This is a genomic window from Streptomyces sp. NPDC085931, from assembly GCF_044540565.1.
In the GTDB taxonomy this organism is placed as follows: Bacteria; Actinomycetota; Actinomycetes; order Streptomycetales; family Streptomycetaceae; genus Streptomyces.
In genome coordinates this window covers 215,956-231,620 of sequence record NZ_JBITSK010000014.1, presented here as the reverse complement: position 1 = coordinate 231,620, position 15,665 = coordinate 215,956, and the positions used below count along the sequence as shown (strand labels likewise).

16 protein-coding genes and 2 tRNA genes are annotated in these 15,665 nt (G+C 72.9%); 2 read left to right on the top strand and 16 right to left on the bottom strand.

The annotated features are described in order from the left end of the window. Positions 1-253: 253 nt before the first annotated feature. From ACIGAN_RS27785 to ACIGAN_RS27740, 10 genes are all read right to left on the bottom strand, one after another. Positions 254-326 (bottom strand) — tRNA-Ala (locus ACIGAN_RS27785). Positions 327-450: 124 nt separating this feature from the next. Further along, positions 451-684, bottom strand: a complete 234-nt coding sequence (locus tag ACIGAN_RS27780; protein WP_006136074.1) for a hypothetical protein — start codon at positions 682-684, stop codon at positions 451-453. A gap of 3 nt (positions 685-687) precedes the next feature. Continuing rightward, on the bottom strand, positions 688-861 hold the full coding sequence (locus ACIGAN_RS27775) for a hypothetical protein (protein WP_365087936.1): 174 nt from the start codon (positions 859-861) through the stop codon (positions 688-690). A gap of 200 nt (positions 862-1,061) precedes the next feature. Beyond that, positions 1,062-1,134 (bottom strand) — tRNA-Ala (locus ACIGAN_RS27770). 75 nt (positions 1,135-1,209) lie between these two features. Continuing rightward, entirely contained in the window at positions 1,210-1,881 is a 672-nt protein-coding gene (locus tag ACIGAN_RS27765; protein WP_399861687.1) for a histidine phosphatase family protein, read from the bottom strand. Continuing rightward, entirely contained in the window at positions 1,872-2,318 is a 447-nt protein-coding gene (gene rsfS, locus ACIGAN_RS27760; protein ID WP_094057635.1) for a ribosome silencing factor, read from the bottom strand. Before rsfS ends, ACIGAN_RS27765 begins: the two co-directional genes overlap by 10 nt. A gap of 105 nt (positions 2,319-2,423) precedes the next feature. Further along, complete coding sequence (locus tag ACIGAN_RS27755) at positions 2,424-4,133, bottom strand: LCP family protein (RefSeq protein ID WP_399861674.1); 1,710 nt, start codon at positions 4,131-4,133, stop codon at positions 2,424-2,426. 16 nt (positions 4,134-4,149) lie between these two features. Next, positions 4,150-4,893 carry a nicotinate-nucleotide adenylyltransferase gene (gene nadD / locus ACIGAN_RS27750; protein WP_365736861.1) on the bottom strand — a complete coding sequence of 248 codons (744 nt, stop codon included), beginning with the start codon at positions 4,891-4,893 and terminating at the stop codon, positions 4,150-4,152. An 85-nt stretch (positions 4,894-4,978) separates the two neighbouring features. Beyond that, positions 4,979-5,143: a hypothetical protein gene (locus ACIGAN_RS27745; protein WP_094057638.1), complete on the bottom strand. Its 165-nt coding sequence runs from the start codon at positions 5,141-5,143 to the stop codon at positions 4,979-4,981. Between the two features lie 176 nt (positions 5,144-5,319). Next, positions 5,320-5,478 carry a hypothetical protein gene (locus ACIGAN_RS27740; protein WP_365736863.1) on the bottom strand — a complete coding sequence of 53 codons (159 nt, stop codon included), beginning with the start codon at positions 5,476-5,478 and terminating at the stop codon, positions 5,320-5,322. 125 nt (positions 5,479-5,603) lie between these two features. Between ACIGAN_RS27740 and ACIGAN_RS27735 the strand changes: the two genes are divergently transcribed. Beyond that, a complete protein-coding gene (locus tag ACIGAN_RS27735; protein ID WP_399861670.1) occupies positions 5,604-6,728 on the top strand; it encodes a M48 family metallopeptidase in 1,125 nt (374 codons plus the stop codon). Positions 6,729-6,867: 139 nt separating this feature from the next. Here ACIGAN_RS27735 and ACIGAN_RS27730 read toward each other — a convergent pair whose 3' ends face one another. From ACIGAN_RS27730 to proB, 5 genes are all read right to left on the bottom strand, one after another. Next, entirely contained in the window at positions 6,868-7,938 is a 1,071-nt protein-coding gene (locus ACIGAN_RS27730; RefSeq protein ID WP_365736867.1) for an SCO2583 family membrane protein, read from the bottom strand. Positions 7,939-8,025: 87 nt separating this feature from the next. After that, positions 8,026-8,631 (bottom strand): SCO2584 family spore wall biosynthesis protein, encoded by a 606-nt coding sequence (locus ACIGAN_RS27725; protein WP_365087929.1) that lies wholly within the window; start codon positions 8,629-8,631, stop codon positions 8,026-8,028. Positions 8,632-8,773: 142 nt separating this feature from the next. Further along, on the bottom strand, positions 8,774-10,060 hold the full coding sequence (locus ACIGAN_RS27720) for a glutamate-5-semialdehyde dehydrogenase (protein WP_309096741.1): 1,287 nt from the start codon (positions 10,058-10,060) through the stop codon (positions 8,774-8,776). A 109-nt stretch (positions 10,061-10,169) separates the two neighbouring features. After that, positions 10,170-10,628: a hypothetical protein gene (locus ACIGAN_RS27715; RefSeq protein WP_365736933.1), complete on the bottom strand. Its 459-nt coding sequence runs from the start codon at positions 10,626-10,628 to the stop codon at positions 10,170-10,172. Positions 10,629-10,774: 146 nt separating this feature from the next. Further along, positions 10,775-11,902, bottom strand: coding sequence for a glutamate 5-kinase (proB, locus tag ACIGAN_RS27710; RefSeq protein ID WP_365087928.1), 1,128 nt, complete (start codon positions 11,900-11,902; stop codon positions 10,775-10,777). 308 nt (positions 11,903-12,210) lie between these two features. Between proB and ACIGAN_RS27705 the strand changes: the two genes are divergently transcribed. Beyond that, on the top strand, positions 12,211-14,247 hold the full coding sequence (locus ACIGAN_RS27705) for a hypothetical protein (protein WP_399861684.1): 2,037 nt from the start codon (positions 12,211-12,213) through the stop codon (positions 14,245-14,247). 106 nt (positions 14,248-14,353) lie between these two features. Here ACIGAN_RS27705 and ACIGAN_RS27700 read toward each other — a convergent pair whose 3' ends face one another. After that, positions 14,354-15,562, bottom strand: coding sequence for a glycosyltransferase family 2 protein (locus tag ACIGAN_RS27700; RefSeq protein WP_399861666.1), 1,209 nt, complete (start codon positions 15,560-15,562; stop codon positions 14,354-14,356). Between the last annotated feature and the right edge of the window lie 103 nt (positions 15,563-15,665).

Here is a 15,665-nt window from a genome sequence, read left to right as displayed (position 1 = left end):
CAGGGCGCTCCGGCCGGCGCGTACCCCGAGCCCCCGCCGGCGCCCCCGGCCGGCGCGGCCTGGCCCGCCGCCCCCCGGGCGGGCGGGCCGGGGGGGGGGGGGGCGGGGGGGGGGGCGGGGGCCCCCCCCGGCCCCCCCCCGGGGGGCGGCCGCCCGCGGCCCGGGCCCCCCCCCCGGGGCCCCCGCCCGGCGCCTTGTCGCCCGCCCTACACCACGGGGGGCCGTCGCGCCCGCCCCCCCTTCTCATCTGCTGTGGAGCTAAGGAGAATTGAACTCCTGACCTCCTGCATGCCATGCAGGCGCTCTACCAACTGAGCTATAGCCCCTTGCGGTGTTGCCCTCCGGGTTTCCCCGGCGGCGACGCCAACTTTACTGGTCCTGCGGGCCCAACACCAAATCGATTGCCGCCTGCCCGATATGACCGTTTCGCCGCAGCGTGGCTCGCCTCTCTCAGGCCGTCACGAACGAGTAGAACCGCTTGAGCGTGCAGTGCTCCTCCAGAAGCCGGCCGTAGATCGGCTCGCCCTCCAGCTCGCGGTACGTCTCGATCGGGTCGCCTTTTATGATCAGCGCCCGCGCGCACTCCTCGCACCAGTACTGGTAGTCGGGATTGATCGGCTCCATGTCACGGACGATCGGAGTCCCGCTGCCGCACCAGTCGCACTTCCGCCTGTGTGCACCCATCGATCAGCTCCAGCTGTGGCCGCAGGCCGTGCACACGTAGGAGACCCCGCCGTTGTCGCCGAGCATCTGGGCCACGTGCGCGGATCCGCAGGAAGGGCAGCTGAGGCGGGTGGACATGTCCCGTGTCAACGCCGCTCCGAGGAGGTGGTCGACCTCCTCGAGGATGCTCGCAGGCATCGGTGCTCCTCCCGTCGGGCCGCGCCCCCTTCCGGCCGTTTGATTCTGCCACGGCCGGGCCGACACGGTCAGCGACGCCTCAGTACCAGTCCGGACACGGCAAGCGTCGCGACCGTAGAGGTATACGCCTCCGCAGGCCTGGATGACTCAACCCGGGGCACGAAAAATCCCGCCCCCTGGACGGGAACGGGATCTTGGCGTGGAGCTAAGGAGAATTGAACTCCTGACCTCCTGCATGCCATGCAGGCGCTCTACCAACTGAGCTATAGCCCCTCGTGTTCCTTCCCGGCGGGCCGGGCGAACAAGAAGAACTTTAGCCTGCGACCTGCCGGAAAGTGAAATCCGGGGTCAGTCGTCGTCGCCGAGCACCGGCTCCGGCAGCGTCCCCGCGTTGTGCTCCAGCAGCCGCCAGCCGCGGGCGCCTTCGCCGAGCACGGACCAGCAGCAGTTGGAGAGGCCGCCGAGGCTCTCCCAGTTGTGCGGCTGCAGGCCGAGGAGCCGGCCGATGGTGGTGCGGATCGTGCCGCCGTGGCTGACCACGACGAGTGTGCCGTCCTCGGGGAGCTTGTCGGCGTGCCGCAGGACCACGGGGGCGGCGCGGTCGGCCACCTCGGTCTCCAGTTCGCCACCGCCGCGGCGCACGGGCTCGCCGCGCTTCCAGGCGGCGTACTCCTCGCCGTACCGGGCGATGATCTCCTCGTGCGTCAGGCCCTGCCAGACGCCCGCGTAGGTCTCGCGCAGGGCCTCGTCATGGGTGACGTCGAGGCCGGTGAGCGCGGCGAGCTCGGCGGCCGTGCGCGCGGCCCGGCTGAGGTCGGAGGCGACGATGGCGTCCGGCTTCAGGGCCACCAGCAGCCGGGCGGCGCGGCGGGCCTGGGCGACACCGGTCTCGGTGAGTTCGACGTCCGTGGTGCCCTGGAAGCGGCGCTCCACGTTCCACGAGGTCTGGCCGTGCCGCCACAGGATGATGCGGCGGCCGCGGCCCGGTGCGGCGGCCTCGCTGAAGGCGTTCACCGCCAGTCTCCGTCCAGCTCCGCCGCCTCCTCTGCCGCCTGCAGCTTGGCGTGCTCCTCGGCCTTGCCACGGGTGGCCTTGGCGTCCTCGGGCAGGTCGAGTTCGGGGCAGTCCTTCCACAGCCGCTCCAGGGCGTAGAAGACGCGCTCCTCGCTGTGCTGGACGTGGACGACGATGTCGACGTAGTCGAGCAGGATCCAGCGGGCGTCGCGGTCGCCCTCGCGGCGCACCGGCTTCGCGCCGAGTTCCTTCTGGAGGCGCTCCTCGATCTCGTCGACGATCGACTTGACCTGGCGGTCGTTGGGCGCGGAGGCCAGCAGGAAGGCGTCGGTGATGGACAGCACGTCACTGACGTCATAGGCGACGATGTCGTGCGCCAGCTTGTCGGCGGCCGCCTGGGCGGCGGTGGTGATGAGCTCCTGGGAGCGGTCGGTCACGGTCACTGCAAGGCTTTCGGTCGGCGGTCGTTTGACCTCAAGGGTCTCACGGACCGCCGGGCGCCCCCCACGCGATGACCCGGATCACCTGGGGGGCCGGCTCCCGCCCGCCTAGCCGGCGGAGGGCTTGTAGTCCTGGCCGAGGACCACCGCGACGTCGGCGTTCGCCGAGATTTTGCCCTGGGCGACGGAGCTCGCGGGCAGCCCGAGCGTCTTGGCGACCTCGGTGGCGTCCGTCTTGCCGGCGGCGTCGGCGTAGACGACCTTCGAGGTGGACCTGGCTGCCGCCGTGCCGCCCTCCAGGAAGGTGAAGCCGCCGTTGAGGAGCACCACGCGGGCCTTTTCCGTGTTGTCCGCGACGCCGGTGGCGTTCTGGACGGAGACGCTGACGGCGGCGTCCTTGTCGGGGCTCTTGGCGGTGCCGCCGAGGACGTTCCTGACGATGCCGGCGCCGGTCTGGGCGCTGAGCGTGCCGTCGCTGCGCACCGGCAGCAGGTCCGTCCGGTAGTCGCCGCCCTTGGCGAGGTCGGAGAGCCGGGCGAGGAACGTGCCGAGGTCCTTGTCGGTCAGGGACGGGTCGAGGATCTGCGCCAGGGTCTGGATGGTGGTGGTCGCGGCCCCCGGGTCGGAGGACATCTTGCGCAGCACGCCCTGCAGGACCTGCCCGAACCGCTGCAGCTGGGCGTTCTGGGCCTCGCCGGGGGCGCGGTAGGTGGCGTAGGCGACGGCCATCTTGCCGCTGAGCGTCTGGTCGCGGCCCTCGTTGACCAGGGGCGCCTCGCCCTTCCTCTTGGCGGCGGGGTCGGGGACGTCGGTGTTCGAGTCGACGTCGATGGTGCCGACGAGGTCGACGAGGTTCTGCAGGTAGGGGGTGTCCAGGCGCCAGGTGCCCTGGATGTCGGTGCCGAGGACCGCGTCGAGCGCCTCGCGGGTGCCGTCGGAGCCGTCGTCCTCGACCGACTTGGCGAGCGTCGTCGTGGTGCCCTCGTCGCTGGTCAGGGCGAGCGAGTTGGGCAGCAGGACGGTGGTGCCCCGCTTGGTGGTGGTGTTGTCGACGAGGAGGGCCGTGGCGGTGCCGTCGCCCTTGGTGTCGTGCAGGTGGACGACGATCACGTCCCGCTTCTGGGCGCCGGCGGCCGTCGCCGTGCCCGTCGCGGAGTCGTCGGAGGACAGGCCGGGCAGCTTCCCCGCGTACCAGAGGTAGCCGACGCCACCGGCCGCGACGAGCGCGAGGACGACGGCCAGGGCGACGATCCGGCTGCGGGCGCGGCGCCGGGCCTCCTCGCGGCGCTCGGTGCGGTTCTCGGTGAACTTCAGCCAGTCGATGACGTCTTCGGAGTTGTCGTCGGGTTCCTCGACGAAGGCGAACTGCTCGGTGTGGTACTCCCGGTCGGCGGGCTCCCGGCCGGTGTCCTGCTCCCCTGCGGCGGGGCCGGCCTGCTGCGGGATGTGCGGCGTGGGCCGGCCGGTCTGCTCGGCGACGCCCGCCGGGGCCTGCGCGTAGGGGTCGTGCGGGACGCCGTACGCCTCCGGGCCGCCCTGGTGGGCCCCGGAGGCGTACGGGTCGTAGCCGTACGGGGCGGGCGGCTGCTGCTGGCCGGCGCCGTAGTCGTACGCGGGCGGCTGCTGCTGGCCGCCCGTCGCGTAGGGGTCGTAGCCGTAGCCCTGCTCCTGCTGCTGGGCGTACGGGTCATAGCTCTGCTGCTGGGTCTGCTGGGCCTGGACCTGCCGGTAGACCGGCTGTCCGTACTCGTCGTAGCCGACGAGTTCGTACGAGTCGGCGCCGTAGCCCGCGGCCCCCGCGTCGTATCGGTCGTTCACCGGTGCCCCTCTCGGCTCACTCGCCGCGGTACAGCTCGCGCTTGTCGATATAGCGCACGACACCGTCCGGCACCAGGTACCAGATGGGGTCGCCCTTGGCGACTCTCGCACGGCAGTCCGTGGAGGAGATGGCCAGGGCGGGGACCTCCACCAGCGAGACGCCGCCCTCGGGGAGGCCGGTGTCGTCGAGGTGGTGGCCGGGCCGGGTCACCCCGATGAAGTGCGCCAGGGAGAACAGCTCCGCCGAGTCCCGCCAGGTCAGGATCTGGGCCAGGGCGTCGGCGCCGGTGATGAAGAACAGGTCGGTGTCCGGGTTGAGCGCGCGCAGGTCGCGCAGGGTGTCCACGGTGTAGGTGGGACCGCCGCGGTCGATGTCGATGCGGCTCACGGAGAACTGCGGGTTCTCGGCGGTCGCGATGACCGTCATCAGATAGCGGTCCTCGGCCGGGGAGACGCTGCGGTGGCTCTTCTGCCAGGGCTGGCCGGTCGGCACGAAGACCACCTCGTCGAGGTGGAAGGCCGCGGCGACCTCGCTGGCGGCCACCAGGTGCCCGTGGTGGATCGGATCGAAGGTGCCGCCCATGACGCCCAGGCGGCGCTTGCCCGGGTGCGCCGGGCTCGTGCCGGGGCCGTCGATCTGACGCCCCGCCGCGGCGGCACGGCGGGGCGCCGAGTGGTGCTCGGTGCCGCTCGCCGTGTCCGGTGCCGGGTCGTGCGGCGTCTCGTTCGCCGGACCGGTAGGCATGTCCTGCTCTCCCATGCGTGCAGACCCTACCGGCCCCGCCTGAGGGCTCCGGCCGCCCCCGTGGTCCTCGGGGCACCCTGCGCCCGGTGCCCGGCCGGGCTCAGCGGTCGCGGTTGAAGCGCGTGGTGATCCACAGCAGGAGCAGCAGGATGAAGAGGGCGGCGCCACCGGTGAGGTACGGGCTGAGGCTCTCGTGGTTTCCGCCGTGCTCCTCGCCCTCGGCGGCGAGGGTGACCAACTGGGCAGCGGTGCTGTGGAAGCTCATCTTCGGCAGGACCTATCGCGTGTGGGCGGGTTAAAGACGTCGGCTCATCGTAAGCGGGCGCCTCGGCCGCGATCACCCCGACTCCGGCTGTTCGTGCCCCGAAAGCCCCGCGCCGCGACGGCGCCCGCCCGCACCGGCCCGGTCCCGGGGCCCGGCGGGGGAACCTTCGCGCGGCCTCAGTCGTCCTTCCGTCTGTAGCCGCGCAGCAGGAACCACGCGGTCACCGCACAGCCCACGATCATCACGAGCAGGACGATCCGGAGGATCCCCGGCCCCCCTTGCCGGTCTGCGGCGCTCGCGGCCCCGGCGAGCCAGGCGGCGGGGTGGTGCTCCATGACGGTGGTTCCCTTCGCTGTACTGCCCGACCACCGTAACTCCGCCTAGGCTGGCCCCAGCCTCGGGGAAGCAAAGGGCCGCACAAGGGGCCGCAAAGGTCATCCAGACGCACATGGGGGAAGACATGTCCGACGGCCACGACCAGGACGGGCACGAGCACGTGCCGAGCCGGCAGCGCAGGCGCTTCCCCGGGATCTCCTCGCGGACGTACGAGCACCCGGCCGACCGCTCCGCCCTGGTGGCGCTGCGCAAGCTCAGCGGTTTCGACACGGTGTTCAGGGCGCTCAGCGGCCTGCTCCCCGAGCGCAGTCTGCGGCTGCTGTTCCTGTCCGACTCGGTGCGCGTCTCGGACCAGCAGTTCTCGCACCTGAACGTGATGCTGCGCGACGCCTGCTACATCCTGGACCTGGAGAAGGTCCCGCCGATGTACGTGAACCAGGACCCGCAGCCCAACGCGATGTGCATCGGCCTGGACGAGCCGATCATCGTCGTCACGACGGGCCTGGTCGAGCTGCTCGACGAGGAGGAGATGCGGGCGGTCGTCGGCCACGAGGTGGGGCACGCGCTGTCCGGCCACTCGGTCTACCGGACCGTCCTGCTGTTCCTGACCAGCCTCGCCGTCCGGGTGGCCTGGATCCCGCTGGGCAACCTCGCGATCATGGCGATCGTCACCGGGCTGCGGGAGTGGTTCCGCAAGTCGGAGCTGTCGGCGGACCGGGCGGGGCTGCTGGTCGGGCAGGACCTGCAGGCGTCCATGCGGGGCCTGATGAAGATCGCGGGCGGCAATCACCTGCACGAGATGAACGTGGACGCGTTCCTCGCCCAGGCCGAGGAGTACGAGGCGGGCGGCGACCTGCGCGACTCGGTGCTGAAGATCCTGAACGTGCTGCCCCGCTCCCACCCCTTCACGACCGTCCGGGCGGCCGAGCTGAAGAAGTGGGCGGAGTCGCGGGACTACCAGCGGATCATGGACGGCCACTACCCGCGGCGCGACGAGGACAAGGACACCTCGGTCCGGGACTCCTGGCGCGAGTCGGCGAACCACTACGGCACGCATGTGAAGAACTCGAAGGACCCGCTGATGAAGCTGGTCACGGACCTGGCGGGTGGCGCCGGCGACCTCGGCGACCGGGTGCGCCGGGGCTTCGGCGGCTTCACTAACCCGGCCCCGAAGCCGCCCGGGGACCGTCGGTCGCCGGGTTCGTCGGACGGCCAGGGGGAGGACGCGCCGCCGCGCGACGACCGGTGAGCCGCGTCCCCGGCGCCTCGGACCACCGGCGAGCCCTCGGGATTTGCCGGGACCGTGTCCGAGCGCTCGGGTTCCGCCGGGACCGTGTGCGAGCCCTCCGGGTCCGCCAGGACCATGACCGAGCCCTCCGGGTCCGCCCTCACACCCTCGGCTGCGCGCTCGTCGCCAGGGAGCCGCACAGGGCCGTGGCGCTGCCCGTCGCGTAGGGGTCGGTGCCGGCGGGGCCGCCCTCCTTGGCGGTCTGGCCGGCCAGGAGGGGCCGCAGCTGGTGCGTGGAGTCCTCGGCGCAGGACAGCGGGCCGGCCTGGACGTAGGAGACGACCAGCTGGGCCTGGTGCAGGCGGAGGTCGTCGCGGTCGAAGCGGAACTGCAGCTCGCGCCGGACGGTGAACAGGGAGGCCTCGGCCCTCTCCCCCGCCCCGGCGGGCCGCAGCGCGTACACGAACGTGTGATCGGCCGTGACCTCCAGCGTCGACGCGTCGGTCTCGGCGGCCTGGAGCGTGCCCTGGACGCGCACCCGGCGGTCGGCCAGCTCGGCCCGGGAGGGGTCGAAGCGGACGAGCCAGCCGGTGGGCGCGTGCCGTCCGTCCGCGGTGGGCCGGGCGAAGCTCTGGTCGAACTGGTCCAGCTGGTCGGAGTCGAGCAGGACCCGCACGGCGCGGATCTCGCCGCCCGTGATCACCTCCGGGTCGAGGGCGGACCGGACGATGTAGTCCTTGGCCGTGGACAGCGCGGTCACGACCTGGCTGTCCGAGAAGTGCGCGGTGCGCCGCGAGGGGGGCAGCGGCACGCCCTCCGCGCCGGTCTTGAACTGCGCGGCGGGGCTGTGCGCGTACAGGTACGCCGGGTCGGCCGTGCCAGGCACCCTGCCCTCGGGCGCGAGCGGGATGACGGTCATCCGCAGCGGCTCGGCCGGCTCCCGGGCGGCGGGCGTCTGGTAGGGGTGGCGCACACCCATGTAGATCGCGGTGCCGAAGGCGACGGCGATCAGCAGGACGAGGACCAGGGCCTGGCGGGACAGGCCCCGGCGCAGCGGCGGGCGGCGGCGCACGGCGGGCGCGTGGTCGGCGATGCGCTCCTGCGCGGAGTACTCCTGGAGACGGGCAGCACGGACGAACGACTCGTCGAAGACGACGGATCGGTACTCGTCCTCGCCACCTCCGGGAGCGCCCTCGGGTGTCCCCTCAGGTGGGTCGCCAGGCCCGCCCATATCTTCAGGGTAGGTCGCCGCGAGCCCGGGTAAACGCCGGGCTGCTGCACAAGTTCTGACAGGTCCTCACCAAGCGGCGGCTTCCGGTCAGGGGGTGCGCGGGATCACCGAGACGGCCGGCTGGGAGTAGTCGGCGGAAGCGGAAGGGGCCGCCCCGCCGCCCTGTTCCAGCCCGGTCGAGGCGGGCGGCGGCACGGGGCCCTCGCGGTTCGAGGACGCCCCGCGGTAGACCGCGGTGAAGGCCAGCGCGACCATGCCGACCCCCATCACGAGGGCGAGCAGCCAGGCGACCGGGCGATGCCAGCGCACCTGTTTGGAGTACGGCCCCGTGTCGCCGTAGTGGTCCTCCAGGAGGTCGGGCTCGTCCAGGTCGTCGAGGTCCGCGTCACGGCCGTAGCCGCCGGGGCCGTCCGGGCCGTACCCGTCGTCGTAGCGCTCGCCCCTGAGGTGGGCGCGGCGGGCGGCCTCCGCCTCGGAGGCCTCGGCTCTGGCCTGCGCGGCGGCCAGGAGGCGCTCCACGGCGGTCGGCTCGTGCACCACGGCCGCGCGTACGAAGGCCTCGTCGAAGACCACGGAGGCGAACTCTTCGTCCGACACCCCGCGGTCGTGGTCGTCGTCGGGCTCCCGGCCGTCCGGAAACGGCGTGCCCCCCACGTCCTCCGGCACGGATCCAGAGTAGACCTGGGGGGTCAATTTGGGCAGACGGTATGGAAATTCATCCGCCGGTCGAGACGGCTCCCACGGGGCCTCGCGCGGCGCGCGGCCGGGGGTCCGCCCCCGGCGCACGCGCCCGCGCCGCTGCGCCGTTCGGGTGACCGGGCGGTCCGGCGCCCGGTCAGCGGCGGACGTGCCCGTCCCCGGTCACGATGTACTTCGTGCTGGTCAGCTCCGGCAGGCCCATGGGGCCGCGGGCGTGCAGCTTCTGCGTGGAGATGCCGATCTCCGCGCCGAAGCCGAACTGGCCGCCGTCGGTGAAGCGGGTGGAGGCGTTGACGGCGACGGTCGTGGAGTCGACCAGCTGGGTGAAGCGGCGGGCCGCCTGCTGGGAGGTCGTGACGATGGCCTCGGTGTGGCCGGAGGTCCACAGCCGGATGTGCTCGACGGCCTTGTCCAGGGAGTCGACCACGGCGGCGGCGATGTCGTACGACAGGTACTCGGTCTCCCAGTCCTCGGCGGTCGCCTCGACGACGGTGGCCTTGCTGTCCTCGGCGTACGCCATCACGCGCTCGTCGGCGTGGACGGTGACCCCGGCCTCCGCGAGGGCGTCCAGGGCGCGCGGCAGGAACGCGGCGGCGATGTCCTGGTGGACCAGGAGGGTCTCGGCGGCGTTGCAGACGCCGACCCGGTGGGCCTTGGAGTTGATCAGGATCTCGACGGCCATGTCGAGGTCGGCCTGCGCGTCGACGTAGACGTGGCAGTTGCCGGTGCCGGTCTCGATGACGGGGACGACGGACTCCTGGACGACCGTGTTGATCAGGGAGGCGCCGCCGCGCGGGATCAGCACGTCGACCAGGCCGCGGGCGCGCATCAGCTCACGCACGCTGTCGCGGCTCTCGCCGGGCACGAGCTGGACGGCGTCGGCGGGCAGCCCGGCCCCGCCCACGGCGTCGCGCAGGACACGCACCAGGGCGGTGTTCGACCGGTAGGCGGAGGAGGAGCCGCGCAGCAGGACCGCGTTGCCGGACTTCAGGCAGAGGGCGGCGGCGTCGACCGTCACATTGGGCCGGCCCTCGTAGATGATGCCGACGACGCCGAGCGGCACGCGGACCTGGCGCAGGTCGATGCCGTTGGGCAGCGTGGAGCCGCGGACGACCTCGCCGACCGGGTCGGGCAGCGCGGCCACGTCGCGCACGTCGGAGGCGATGGCGCGGACCCGCTCGGGGGTGAGCGTGAGCCGGTCGATCATGCCCTCGCTGATGCCGGCCTCGCGGGCCCTGGCGACGTCCTCGGCGTTGGCCTCGACGATCTCGCTCGTACGGACCTCCAGCGCGTCCGCGATGGCGAGCAGCGCGTCGTCCTTCTCGGCCCGCGGCAGCGGCGCGAGGCTCGCGGCGGCGGCCTTGGCGCGGTAGGCGGCCTCGGTGACCGGGGACATCGAGTCGTACGGCGAGAGCGTGGTCATGGGGGAAGGGTAGTGCGCCGGGCGGCGGTGTTCCCCGCGTGTTCCACACCCCGAGACACTCCGGGACGGCCCGCGAGACTCCGCCCGGGTCGGCCGGAATCCGGCCGGGTCAGAAGGGGTGGACTCCGACGGGCGAGGCGGGGGGCGGCCCGTACCCCTCGGCGACGCGCTGGTGGTAGGTCGCGCGGTCGATGACCTCCAGGCCGACGATCTCCCAGGGCGGCAGTCCGGCGGTCTGCCGGTGCTCGCCCCACAGCCGCAGGGCGACGGCGGCCGCGTCGTGCAGGTCGCGGGCCTCCTCCCAGTAGCGGATCTCGGCGTGGTCCACGGCGTAGCGGCTGGTCAGCAGGAAGGGGTGGTCGTGGGCGAGCTGCTCCAGGGCGCGCCGGACCTCGGGGAGCGGGGCCTCCTTGCCGGAGACGCTGAGGGTGACGTGCCACAGGCGCGGGGTGTCCGCGGGCCGCTCGCCCTCGAACCGGTCCCCGGCCGCCACACTGGCCAGGGCGCGCTCCTCGCCGGCCGCACGGGAGCCGGTACCACCACGGGACGCCGTCGTCCCAGGGCGCACTCGTCTCACGACGGCCTCCTTCGGTCAGTGGCGCTGTCGGTGGCGCCGCTGCGGAACAGTTCCCTGGGACAAAGTTGAGCAGGCCGCAAGGGTTCGCGTGGCGGTTTTGCGGAACGTCCACCACCGGGGGCGGACGTTTCGACACATTACGGGTGCAGGACCACCAGGTCGTCCCTGTGTACGACCTCGCGTTCGTACGCCGGTCCGAGGTCGCGGGCGAGTTCCCGGGTGGAGCGGCCGATCAGCCGCGGGATCTCCTTGGCGTCGAAGTTGACCAGGCCGCGGGCGACCGCGTGCCCGGTGCCGTCCCGCAGCTCGACCGGGTCGCCGGCGGTGAAGTCGCCCTCGACGGCGGCGATGCCGGCCGGCAGCAGCGACTTGCGGCGTTCCACGACGGCCTGGACGGCGCCGTCGTCGAGGGTCAGGGCGCCCTGCGGGGTGGAGGCGTGCTGGAGCCACAGCAGCCGGTCGGCGGAGCGCCGGCCCGTGGGGTGGAAGAAGGTACCGGTGTCCTGGCCGGTCAGGGCGTCGGCGGCGTGCACGGCGCTGGTGAGGACGACGGGGACGCCGGCGGCGGCCGCGATCCGGGCGGCCTCGACCTTGGTGACCATGCCGCCGGTGCCGACGCCGGCCTTGCCGGCGCTGCCGATCTCGACGTGCGCGAGGTCGGCGGGGTCGCGCACCTCGGCGATGCGGGAGGTGCCGGGTCTGCCCGGGTCGCCGTCGTAGACGCCGTCCACGTCGGAGAGCAGGACCAGCAGGTCGGCGTGGACGAGGTGGGCGACCAGGGCGGCGAGCCGGTCGTTGTCGCCGAAGCGGATCTCGTCCGTGGCGACGGTGTCGTTCTCGTTGACGATCGGGAAGGCGCCCATCGCCAGCAGCTTGTCCAGGGTGCGCGAGGCGTTGCGGTGGTGGGCGCGGCGGCTCATGTCGTCGGAGGTCAGCAGCACCTGGCCGACGCGGACGCCGTAGCGGGCGAAGGAGGCGGTGTAGCGGGCGACGAGCAGGCCCTGGCCGACGCTGGCGGCGGCCTGCTGGCGGGCCAGGTCCCTGGGGCGGCGGCGCAGGCCCAGCGGGGCCAGTCCGGCGGCGATGGCGCCCGAGGAGACCAGGACGATCTCGCGCTCCCCGCCGCTGCGCACCTTGGCCAGGACGTCGACCAGCGCGTCCACGCGGTCCGCGTCCAGGCCGCCCGAGGCGGTGGTCAGCGAGGAGGACCCGACCTTGACGACGATCCTGCGGGCCTCGCCCACGGCCTGCCTTGCCCCTGCCACGTCGCCGTCCGTCCCCTCGCTGCGTTCCGGTCCCTGCACCGGAAATCTACGGGACGCGCGGGCCGGCCGCGGATCCGGTCCACGCTACGGACGGTGCGGACGGGGTCACAGCGGCGCGGACGCGGCCCCGCCGCTCCGGGTTCCGCTCCGCCCCATGACAGGAACGCGCTATTCCGCTACGGTCCGACGGCGCGGTGGGGCGCCCTCGCCGCCCCGGCCCGAGGACACGCGCGTGTCGTCAGGAGGTCGCCGCGCGTTAACCCGGACGGCCGACCTCGCGCCGAACCGACGCTCCTGGAGTGACCGCAGTGCCCGTACCTCTTCCCCGCCCGCCGGCCCTTCTGAAGGTGCTGGTCACCGTCGTCCTGGCCGCCGCGTTCGCCGCCCAGGCGGTCGCGGCGCTGCTGCCCCACGTCCCGCTGCTGCTCGCGGCGACCGCCGTGTCCCTGGCCGTCGAGGGCGTCCTGTACCGCTGGCAGCGCGGTGTGCTGGCGCTGTTCGCCAAGTCGCACGCGGACATCACCGTGCGCCACGTCCTGCGGGACCTGCTGCTGGTCGTGGCGCTGCTGCGGCTCGGCGAGCAGGACCGGGAGACGGTGTACGCGCCGCTGGTGGGCGGGCTGCTGGCGTTCTACGCGCTGCACTGCGCGATCCAGGCGGTCTCCGTGCTGGTACGCCGCACCCGCACCCTGCCGGTGGTCACCCGCAACATCGACGCCTCGGCGCTGCGGCTGTCCCCGGCCCCGGCCCTGCTGCTGCGCCGCCCCGGCCTGCGACTGCTGGTGTTCGGCCTGCCGGCGACGGCCGGGCTGCTGGCCGGCGCGGCGGGCGGCCGGCCGGTCCTCGCGGCCGCGGGCATCGCGCTGTCCCTGCTGGCGGCCCTGACCGGACTGGGCGCGCTGCTGCTGCGGCTGCTGCCGGGGCGGCGGCCGGCCGACGAGCAGCGGGTGCTGGAGTGGTTCGACGCGTGGCTGGCCTCCTACCGCCCGACGGTCGGCCTGTACTTCTCCGGCGGCGCCTCCTCGGCCTACCAGGCGAACATGTGGCTGGAGCCGCTGGCCAAGCTGGACGGCCGTCCGGTCATCGTGCTGCGCGAGCGGTTCATGGTGCAGAAGATCGCGGCGACGGACATCCCGATCGTGTGCCTGCCGAAGGTGTCCACGCTGATGCGTCTGGAGCACTCCACGCTCCAGGTCCTCATCCACCCCTCGAACTCCGGCAAGACCTCCCAGGTGCTGCGCATCCCCACGATCAAGCACACCTTCGTCAACCACGGCGAGAGCGACAAGCTGTCCTCGTGCAACCCGTACGCGAAGGCGTACGACGAGGTGTGGGTGGCCGGTCCCGCCGCGCGCGAGCGGTACGCGCTGGCCGAGGTGGGCGTCGAGGACAAGGACGTGGTGGAGACGGGCCGCCCCCAGCTGGACGGGGTGCTGCCCTGCGCGGGTCCGCCCGCCGGGGCGTACACGACCGTCCTGTACGCGCCGACCTGGGAGGGCTGGGACGGCAACCCCGGCAACACCTCGGTGATCGAGGCCGGGGAGAACCTGGTGCGGGCGCTGCTCGCCGACCCGGGTGTGCGGGTGCTGTACAAGCCGCATCCGCTGACCGGGTCGGTGGACCCGCGCGCGGGCGCGGCCGACCTGCGCATCCGGGAGCTGATCCGGGCGGCGAACCGGGAGCGGGCGGTGCCGCGGGTGCCGGCCGGGGCGGAACTGGCGCGCCGCACCGCCGAGCTGGACCGGCTCACCACGTCCGACTTCCGGCCCGGCGCCGACACGGTGGAGCGCATGCTGGCGCAGTCGGCGCCGGAGCCGGGCCGCGCGCAGGCGGTGGCACGGGCGACGGCCGCCTGGGAGGAGGCCTACTGGGCCTCGCTGCCGGAGGGCGAGCACCAGGTCATCACGGACGCCCGGCCCGCGCTGTACTCCTGCTTCAACGCGGCCGACCTGCTGATCAGTGATGTGTCCAGCGTGATCAGCGACTTCCTGGCCAGCGAGAAGCCGTACGCGGTGGCCAACACCAGCGGGCTGCCCGAGGACGCCTTCCGCGCGGCGTTCCCGACGGTGGCGGCGGCGACCGTGCTGACGCCGGACGCCGCCGGGGTGCCGGGTCTGCTGGAGGCGGTGCGGCACCCGGAGAAGGACGAACTGGCCGAGGCGCGGGCCGAGTTGAAGCTCCGTCTGCTCGGTCCGGCCGAGCCGTCGTCGCAGGAGCGCTTCAACCAGGCCGTACGGGCCCTGTGCGCGCGGGCCCGGGACCACCGGGCCCGGGTGGCGGAGCGGCTGGCGGCGGAGCTGCCGGGCCAGCGCACGGAGACGGCGATTCCGACCGCACCGCGCTGACCGGCGGGACACCGGCACGACGGGGCGCCAGGACGACTGCGGGGCGCCAGGACGACTGCGGGGCCGGGGAAACCCCCGGCCCCGCTGCCGTTCGGGCCGCTGCCGTTCAGGCCGCCGGGCGCATCTCCCGGGACGTCAGCACGCGCCGCGCCTTGCGCACCGCCCGCCGCAGGAACGTCTCGACGCCGCCCTCCCGGTAGCCCGGGAACGCGCGGGCCTCGCGGGGCTCGGCCAGGTAGACCGCGTCGGGAATGCCCGCGGCGCGGTCGCGGAAGTGCGGGTAGGCCAGGTAGACGCGGCGGCCCCGCTTCTCCAGGAGGGCCGCGGCCTGCTTCTTGGCCTTGACGAACGTCACTACGTCCAGCAGCAGGTCCGGGCGCTGCTCGGCGACCAGGTGCAGCCGCAGCCGTTCGTGGACCTTCAGGCGCCGGGCGACGCCCTCGGTCCAGTAGGCGTCCATCAGCGGCTTGGCCAGCTCCAGCTTGTGCCGGCGGACCTCCTCGCTGTCGGTGGCGAACTTCGGGCCGAACTGCGGCAGCAGGGTGACCAGGAACGGCCGGATCATCAACTGGTCGCGCCGGGCCCCCGCCGGGACGAGCTCGGCGATGAGGTTCATCAGGGCCCGCGCGGAGTCGAAGCGCAGCATGTAACTGCCGCTCTTGGTCACGTGCTTGCCGTCGTCGCGCCCGACCAGGTAGTAGCAGGTGTGGTCGGCGACCACCGAGACGCCGTTCGCCCGGAGGTAGGCCTCCATCGTGAACAGCGCGTCCTCGCCGGTGAACAGCGACTCGTCGAACCGCATGCCGTGCCGGTCCAGCAGCTCGCGGCGGAACAGCTTCTGCGCGCTGAGCGTGAACTTGATGTTGGAGGAGTAGACGTCCGTCCGCTCCACCGTCTTGCCCCACATGGACTTCGGGGCCGAACGGTTGACGCCCTCGACCTTGCCGAGGACGACGTCGGTGCCGGCCCGGTCGGCCATGGCGACCATCCGCTCCAGCGCCTCGGGCCCCAGCCGGTCGTCGGCGTCCAGGAAGAAGACGTAGCGCCCGCTCGCCTTGCCCAGGCCGACGTTGCGCGGGCCGCTCGGGCCGCCCGAGTTCTCCTGCCGGATCACCAGCACGTGCATCGGAGCCCGCTCGGCGAACTCCTCCAGGTACTCCCCCGTGCCGTCCGTCGAACCGTCGTCCACCGCGATGACCTCGATGCGGTCCCAACCGATGGTCTGCGCCTCGACGGACGAGAGGCACTCGATCAGATACGGCATCGCTTCGTACGCCCCGATGATCACGCTCACATCAGGCTGCGTCACGGTCACGTTTCCCCCTAGTCAATGGGATATTCCCCCCGTATCGCCTCATTCGCTACTTGGTAGACGGGTGATCGGGGCAAGCGGTTGCCTCGCACACCGGTATGAGTGG

Coding starts and splice junctions, on each gene's coding strand:
- ACIGAN_RS27745 (WP_094057638.1), bottom strand. CDS start 5,143: ATGAGCTTCCACAGCACCGCTGCCCAGTTGGTCACCCTCGCCGCCGAG.
- ACIGAN_RS27720 (WP_309096741.1), bottom strand. CDS start 10,060: ATGACCACGCTCTCGCCGTACGACTCGATGTCCCCGGTCACCGAGGCC.
- ACIGAN_RS27735 (WP_399861670.1), top strand. CDS start 5,604: ATGTCCGACGGCCACGACCAGGACGGGCACGAGCACGTGCCGAGCCGG.
- ACIGAN_RS27740 (WP_365736863.1), bottom strand. CDS start 5,478: ATGGAGCACCACCCCGCCGCCTGGCTCGCCGGGGCCGCGAGCGCCGCA.
- ACIGAN_RS27780 (WP_006136074.1), bottom strand. CDS start 684: ATGGGTGCACACAGGCGGAAGTGCGACTGGTGCGGCAGCGGGACTCCG.
- nadD (WP_365736861.1), bottom strand. CDS start 4,893: ATGGGAGAGCAGGACATGCCTACCGGTCCGGCGAACGAGACGCCGCAC.
- ACIGAN_RS27775 (WP_365087936.1), bottom strand. CDS start 861: ATGCCTGCGAGCATCCTCGAGGAGGTCGACCACCTCCTCGGAGCGGCG.
- ACIGAN_RS27730 (WP_365736867.1), bottom strand. CDS start 7,938: ATGGGCGGGCCTGGCGACCCACCTGAGGGGACACCCGAGGGCGCTCCC.